Below are 7,898 nucleotides of genomic sequence, written 5' to 3'. Positions count from 1 at the left end.
GTTTGCTGACCGCGGAAGGTGTCTTTGAAGAAACGACCGTATTTCTGTTCAGCCGCCGCCCACGGCACCAACTGTGCCAACTGAACCCAGCGATTCTCTTCATCCAGTTTTCCGCCGAAGGGAAGAAAGAAATCGCCAGGCAGGATCAATTGATTGTCGAGGTGTGCGGTCGGCTTGAACATTTTCGTCGCTCCATCTGCAAGGATTTTGGGCTGTTTTCCGAAGATTCCTTTGCATATGATTTCGACATACAAATCCCGAATTCCTTGTTATTATGCGATTTTTTACAGCTTTTCGGGGCGTTCAGCAAGCCCTAATTCTTTGCCCTCATACTTGTCTACCAGAGCCAGGATGGAATTGATGCAGCTGTCGCGCAAGTTTTCGAGACTCTTCTGCGTCTGCGCTTTGATCGACTCCAGCGTCTGCGGTGCGCTAGCCCCGCCTCCGGCGGACCCCGTCTCCGTTCCATCCGATCCGGACGATCCGCCGCCCGTACCCGTTCCTCCGCTTTTAGTTGCGCCTTCTTCAGCTGTAAGCAACTCTTCAAAAAGCTTCTCGCCATTACGGATACCGGTAAATTCAATATCAATATCTTCATAAGGCTCATAGCCGGATAAACGAATTAGATCCTCTGCCAGTTTTAGAATACGTACCGGTTCACCCATATCGAGGATAAATATTTCTCCTCCCTTGGACATGGCTCCAGCTTGAATAACTAGTTGAACGGCTTCAGGAATGGTCATAAAGTAGCGAACCATATCAGGATGAGTAACAGTAATAGGGCCGCCTTTCGCAATCTGCTTCTTAAACAGAGGGATGACACTTCCACGACTTCCCAAAACATTACCAAAACGAACCGAAGCAAATTTGGTATTACTACGAGCATTCAAGCTCTGTACGTACATTTCCGCTATTCGCTTCGTTGCACCCATGACGCTTGTAGGGTTAACAGCCTTATCGGAAGAGATTAGGACGAATCGTTCAACCCCATACTGATCTGAGCAGTCCGCTACATTCTGGGTACCGAACACGTTATTCTTTACCGCCTCAGACGGATTCTTCTCCATTAAGGGTACGTGCTTATGCGCAGCCGCATGGAAAACTACTCGAGGTCGATGCAAAGCAAAGATAGTTTCTATTCTTGCACGATCTTGAATATCCGCAATGATAGGCTCTATATGTAAATGAGGATGGGTACTCTTCAATTCCATTTCAATGTTATAGATACTATTTTCGCCATGGCCAAGAAGCAGGAGCTTACTAGGTTGGAACGGCGCAATCTGGCGGCATAACTCGGAGCCAATTGATCCGCCCGCCCCTGTAACCAAGACTACTTTGTCTTGAACATATTCTGCGATTCCTACTAGATCCGTCTTAACCTGATCACGTCCAAGCAAATCTTCGACATCCACATCGCGAATAGTGCTGAAGGAAATTCGACCGTTCAACATATCGCTAATGCCAGGAATTATTCTTACTTTCGCTCCTGTAGAGATACAGAGGTTGATGATTTCCGAGGTGACCGTCTTGGGGGCGGAAGGAATCGCAATTATAATCTCTTTCACTTCAAATTCTGAAACGATCGATGCTATCGCTTTACGGTCTCCAAGAACAGGCAAATTATAAGCGGTCAATTTATGTTTATGAGGATCGTCATCAATGAAGCCAATAAGCTTTCGGTCGTTCATGGTCGGACTTAACAATTCACGGGCAACTAGGATCCCACAATCTCCAGCCCCATAAATCAAAGTAAAAACGCTATCAAATATCATCTTACCACTTTAGTACCACAAGAGTCAACATTTTCGGAAAATGGTTGAAATTTTTCTCCAAATACTCCCATTTTTCTCGCCATTTTCAACAGTCGCGATAGAACCATTATAAAAGATTGATGTCGCATTTTGCCTAAAGATTTCCTTAATTCTACTTCCTAGCACTTGGTCGACTCTTTGATAGGCTTCTTGCATGCGGAAGCCGCGGCGGTCCACATGGTGCGCGTCGGAAGAGACGATGTGGATCAGTCCCTGCCTGCACAAGGACCAGGCCGCATGCTCGATTCGGCTGCCGAAGCCGCCGAGCAGAGAATGGGTCGTGACTTGCGCATAGGCGCCGGCTTCGATCAAAGCGGCGAGACGTTCGGGATGACGATTGACCTCGGCGTTGCGTTCCGGGTGGGCGATAATGGCCGTCAGTCCCAGCAAACGCAGCTCGTGAAGCAGGTCCCAGATGCCGGATGGAATTTGCGAGGACGGCATCTCCAGCAGGATATAGCGGGAATCCCCGAGCGTCAGGAGTTCCCCCCTCCCCCAAGCATCCAGCAGATCGTCATGGATCCGAATCTCCTGGCCCGGCACGACCGTCAATGGAATGCCTTCGGTGTTCATTCGTTCATTAAATCGTGCAACCGCCTCCTTCACGACATCAGCCTCATTATGGTAAACGCCGTTGGCGTGGTGAGGGGTGGCGACGATGGTCGTGATCCCTTCCGCCGCCGCCGCCCTGGCCATGGCGATCGCTTGCTCCCAATCGGGGGCGCCGTCATCCAGTCCCGGCAAAATATGCGTATGAATGTCAATCATGCCTTCCAGCCCTCTCCTTGTATGACAGCGACCGCCCGTCCCATTGTTCGGTTCAGTTTTCGAACAAGTCCACGTATTCGAGGAATCGCTTGATCATGACCGCCGCTTGCGCGCGGGACGCGTAGTCCTTGGGCTTGAACAGGGTCGGCGACACGCCGTTCATGATCCCCGCCTGAATGTTCGCCGATACCGCGGCGCTTGCCCAACTGCTAACCTTTCCCTTATCTGTATACGCAGCAAGCGCGCTGTTTGTTGCGGTCGGTTGCAAACCTGCGTAGACCATCGCCCGAAGCATCATCGTCGCCATCTCTTCGCGGGTAATCGGCGCTTTCGGATTGAACCTGCCGTTAGCGTCTCCCTGCACGATGCCCACTTGGCTTACGGCTCCGATATAAGCGGCCGCGGACCCGCTCAAGGCAACGTCGCTGTAGCGGGCCGCCGAGCTGCTGTCGCCGTTCAGCCCCAGACCGCGGGCAAGGAACGTCGCAAACTCTTCGCGCGTGATGTTCTTGTCCGGCGCGAATGTCGCGCTGGTCGGACCGTCCACGATAAACTTGGTGGCCAATGCGCTTACGTCGTTTTTCGCCCAATGCCCGGTCATATCGCTGTACACTTGTACGTTCTTGCGAACGACCGCATACACGCTGCTGCTTTTCCGCATAAAATGAACGCTCATGGTGCTGCCCGAAGTCTCGGTCGTCGTCGGCACGTAGGAGATATCTCCAAACCCGCTGTCATAGCGAATAACCGACACTTCCGATGGCGACACGGAACCGGCGTTCAGATCGAAGGTGCGCGTGACGTACGAGGTGAAGTTCTTCACTTCGCGCTCGCGTCCCCCGGAGCTGATGGACACCGTGAAATTCGCCGGCGAGGCCATAAATTGCGCGCCCTTGGCGTTCGCCGCAGCGATCAGCGCGCTGTCCGACACTTTCTCGATCGTCATATACAATTGCGCCGAAGACGTATCCCCGCCGAGAATCGACAGCTCCTGGCCGTAATTGATTGCGGTCAGCGGCAGCGAGAAGGACATCCCGCCGTATTCCAGACGGAAGACGCCGTTCGAGAACAGGGAGGCCGCGCGCGTCAGAGAAGAGATCGGTATCCCCACCATGCCGGCCGGTTCCGTCGATGGGACGGTGAAGGTAATCTCCATGTTGTTCAGCGTGGCGGAATTGGTCTTCAGCGTCGCGAATGCTTGGACGAATTTATCTCCATCGATCATATACCGCTTGGCCGATTGGCCGGAAGGCGTAGCCGCGACAACCGTCGTGGCGGATGAATAAGCGAGCGTTAAGCCCCCGTTGTCGTTGGTGTCCGTCGAGTCGGGCAAATTGTCGACGGCAGGCGATTGATTGGCGACAGTAATCTCATCCAGGCTGTCCAACGTCTGTTCCAGAGAATCCTGAAGGGGCGTGCCCGAGTTATAATACGTCAGCGTAACCTTCTGGTTTTGCTTGACTGCAGAAGCGAGCGCCAGCGTCACCTTCGAGCCCGATACGGTCACACTATTGACGCTGATATAAATGCCATCCGCCTTGACGACGAACTGCTGGGTGTACGGAACGGAATCCTCGTTGAGCGCCGAAGAGTAGTGCAAGGTTAATGTCGATCCGGACACCGTCGCCGAAGATAGACTCGCCTTGCCGCTGACGTCCGATACGATCTGGTAGTTGCTGATCGTAGAAGCCGGATTGCCCGCCAGATCGGCAATGGGCGGATACCCCTGAATGTACGTGACGAGCACGATTTTGCCGGAGGATAGCGATTGGCCGAGCGTCAATTCGATTTTATTGTTTGTTACGGATACGCCCGTAACCGTATAAGCCGTACCGTTCACGAGCACGGAGAAGCTCGATTTAAGCGGAACGGAGGACGGATCGAGCCCTTCGTCGTAGTACAGGGTCACCTTCACACCCGAAGCCGTAGCCGAAGAAAGGATCGGCGGGGTTGTGTCGCTGGCGTTCTGTACGTAATAGTTGGAAAAGGCGGCCACCGAGTTGCCGCTCGTATCCAACAGCGGATACGAACCCGGCGTGTAGGTTACGGAGACGGATTGCCCGTTGGCGATGCCCGACGACAGCTGCATGATCACGCTGGTCCCGCTCACCGACAAGCTGTAGACGCTTCGTGCCGAACCGTTCACTTTGACCGTAAATTGAGAGATCGCATTGGAGGATACCGACTGCAGCGACTTGTTGAACGTCAACGTAAGCGTGCTTCCGGATACCGAACCGCCTGTCGGCTTGGGAAGCGTCGTGCTCGTCGTATTGGAGACGGCCCGGTTCGAGAACGCCGCCGCTTTGTTGCCCGAATTGTCTTGCAGCGGTCTGTCCCCCACCGTGTAGGACAGCTTGACCGTCTGCCCGACGGCGACGCCGGATTGCAGCGTCAATTTGACCTGGGCGCCGCTTACGGTTATGCCGCTCACTTGCCTCGGAATATCGTTGACGGTGACGTAATAGTTGGAGGCGTACGGAACGGAATTCTCGTCGAGCAACTCGTTATACGTCAGTACGATGACGGAGCCGTCCATCGTCGCCGTACTCAGCGACGGCGCGGTCGTATCCGATCCGATCGTCTGGAAGGTCCAGCGGTAATCGTTCAGAATGCCCGGAAAATAATTGCCCGCCGCATCGGTAATGGCGTCCGCGGGAACGTGTACGACATAGGTCAGCGCCTTCGTCAGCGGCGTCGTCGGTGTCAGCGTAAGGACGCGCGGGTCGGGGTCGGACGAATCGTCCGGGCTGATCGCAAGCGGAACCGCTCCGGTGGAGCCCGTTTTCGGAACAGCTTCCGCCTGGGCGCCGGCAACGATGCTTACCGGCTCGCTGAACGTCATCTTGAGCACGGCATTGCTTAACGCGATATAATTAGCTCCAGACGCCGGATTCGTATCCACAAGCTCCGGCGGCGTCGTGTCCGTCGTCGTCGTGAACCGCCACGTCGTAATGTCGGTCGTCGGGATGCCCTTGTAGGCGTTGCCCGACATGTCCGTGAAGGCGGTATCGTCGATCTGGACGGCGTACACCATGTTCGGCTTGAAGCTCTTATGGGAAATCGTAATCGTATCGGTTCCGACGCCGGAAACGTCGTTGGAATTCGCCGGAATCGTCGCCAGCGGAGAGCCGGCCGACAAGTCCTTTATGATGACGTTGCCGCCGCCCGGAATGACCGGCTCGTTGAATTTAAGGATGAGATCGCTCCCGAGATCCGCAACGTTCGCGTTCTTGCCGGGCGTGTAAGAGATGATGGAAGGCTTGGTCGAATCTTTGGAAGACGTATGATAGTTCCACGTTTGCGTATCGGTAATGCCGGCGAAGGGCTCCCCGCTCTTGCTGGTGAACGCCCCCGCATCGACTTGCACGTAATAATCGCCGCCCGATTTATAATCGGAAGACGTTGGGGCTGCGATGAGAACATTGCGGGATTGCGTGATTTGAACATTCGTGTTATCCGTCACGCTGTAAGTGGCGACGGTGTCGAACGTTTTCGCGTCTTTGATCGTAATGTTTCCGCTTCCTTTTATGATATCGTCTGCGAAGCGGATCAGCAGCTTGCCGCTCACAGGAGCCGACTTGGCGTCATCGGCCGGATACAAAGCCTCTACTTCCGGCGCAGACGCTGCGGCGATCTTGACTTCCGCTCCGGAAGAAGCCGCAAAAGCTCCGCCCGCGGCAAACGACTGAAGAAGAAGCGTTGCAGCAAGTGTCGTTGTTATCTTTCGTAAACGGCGCAAAAGCAATTCCTCCCAAATTTCATCGTTCTGGGCATACCTATACTTTTTATTTCGGCTTCCGGGCCGGCTTATTTTAGGGAAATTCCGGAACGATGCGCAAAAAAAGCCGCTCCTTCGGTCGCGAGACCGAATTGAGCGGCTTAAAGGAGCGATATAAATTAAACCAGCGAGCCTTGCTTGAGGGCGTCGACTTTGTCGAGGCGCTCCCAAGGCAAATCCAGATCGCTGCGGCCGAAGTGGCCGTAAGCGGCCGTCTGGCGGTAAATCGGGCGGCGCAGGTCCAGCATCTTGATGATGCCTGCCGGACGCAAATCAAAGTTGGCGCGAATGAGCTCCACGAGCTTCTCTTCGCTTACTTTGCCGGTGCCGTAAGTGTCCACGTTGATGGATACCGGGTTGGCGACGCCGATGGCGTAAGCCAGCTGAATTTCGCATTTGTCGGCCAGGCCGGCAGCAACGATGTTCTTGGCAACATAGCGAGCGGCATAAGCGGCCGAACGGTCGACCTTCGTCGGATCCTTGCCGGAGAAAGCGCCGCCGCCGTGACGGGCGTAGCCGCCGTACGTATCGACGATGATTTTCCGCCCGGTAAGGCCGGCGTCCCCTTGCGGTCCGCCGATGACGAAACGGCCGGTCGGGTTAATGAAAAATTTCGTTGCCGAGTCGAGCCACTCTTCAGGCACAACCGGTTTAATGACATAATTGCGAATGTCCTCTTGAATTTGCTCCAGCGTAATTTCCTCCGAATGCTGGGTCGAGACGACGATCGTGTCGACACGCTTCGGTTTGCCGTCGATATATTCGATTGTTACCTGCGTCTTGCCGTCCGGGCGCAAATAATCGAGAATACCGTTCTTGCGCACCTCGGACAAGCGGCGGGACAACCGGTGCGCCAGGGCGATCGGCAGCGGCATCAGTTCCGGCGTCTCGTTGGTAGCGAAGCCGAACATCAAGCCTTGGTCGCCGGCTCCGATGTCCGCGCTCTCTTGCAGAACGTCCTTGCCTTCGCGGCTTTCCAACGCCGCATTGACGCCTTGCGCGATGTCGGCGGACTGCTCATTAAGCGAGGTCAGGACGGCGCACGTGCTGGCATCGAAACCGTACTTGGCGCGCGTATAACCGATTTCGCGAATGGTGCTGCGCACGATGGCGGGAATATCGACATAATCCGCTTTGCTGCTGATTTCCCCGATGACCAGCACAAGGCCGGTGGCAACGGATACTTCGCACGCAACGCGAGCGTATGGATCCACTTGCAAAAACGCGTCAAGCACCGCGTCGGAAATTTGGTCGCATATTTTATCCGGATGTCCTTCGGTGACCGATTCGGACGTAAAGAGATGTCTTCCTTGAATCGACAACTCTTTCAACCTCCCCTACACAAAAAATGAACCTTTTCCGGTAGGAAAAGGTTGTTAGACAGACCTTCAGATGATAATAATACCCGAATTGTCGAGGAGTGTCAATGGACCTTCGCCTATCCGCCAGGGCCTCGTCAAAGTCAGACTAATGCGAGGCCCCACTTAACATTTTAAAGATCGCTGGCTTTTTCCTCGAAGAACCGATACAATGAGCTTAAT

4 protein-coding genes and 1 pseudogene are annotated in these 7,898 nt (G+C 54.5%); all 5 read right to left on the bottom strand.

Annotation, left to right across the window (positions count from 1 at the left end):
• Positions 1 to 182, bottom strand: a pseudogene (locus tag G485_RS0116845) (IS5/IS1182 family transposase); the annotation flags it as partial.
• A 102-nt stretch (positions 183 to 284) separates the two neighbouring features.
• Positions 285 to 1,772: a polysaccharide biosynthesis protein gene (locus tag G485_RS27035; protein WP_240489181.1), complete on the bottom strand. Its 1,488-nt coding sequence runs from the start codon at positions 1,770 to 1,772 to the stop codon at positions 285 to 287.
• Positions 1,773 to 1,796: 24 nt separating this feature from the next.
• Complete coding sequence (locus G485_RS0116835; protein ID WP_027093484.1) at positions 1,797 to 2,579, bottom strand: tyrosine-protein phosphatase; 783 nt, start codon at positions 2,577 to 2,579, stop codon at positions 1,797 to 1,799.
• 52 nt (positions 2,580 to 2,631) lie between these two features.
• Positions 2,632 to 6,318, bottom strand: a complete 3,687-nt coding sequence (locus G485_RS0116830; protein ID WP_169732332.1) for a SwmB domain-containing protein — start codon at positions 6,316 to 6,318, stop codon at positions 2,632 to 2,634.
• 158 nt (positions 6,319 to 6,476) lie between these two features.
• Positions 6,477 to 7,679, bottom strand: coding sequence for a methionine adenosyltransferase (metK, locus tag G485_RS0116825; RefSeq protein ID WP_027093482.1), 1,203 nt, complete (start codon positions 7,677 to 7,679; stop codon positions 6,477 to 6,479).
• Positions 7,680 to 7,898: the final 219 nt, after the last annotated feature.

Source organism: Cohnella thermotolerans DSM 17683, assembly GCF_000429825.1.
Lineage (GTDB): Bacteria > Bacillota > Bacilli > Paenibacillales > Paenibacillaceae > Cohnella > Cohnella thermotolerans.
This window is presented reverse-complemented; position numbering and strand designations above follow the sequence as displayed.

What these genes read in the sequence shown, in the direction of transcription:
- G485_RS27035 (WP_240489181.1), bottom strand. Translation starts at nt 1,772, where the DNA reads ATGATATTTGATAGCGTTTTTACTTTGATTTATGGGGCTGGAGATTGT.
- G485_RS0116835 (WP_027093484.1), bottom strand. Translation starts at nt 2,579, where the DNA reads ATGATTGACATTCATACGCATATTTTGCCGGGACTGGATGACGGCGCC.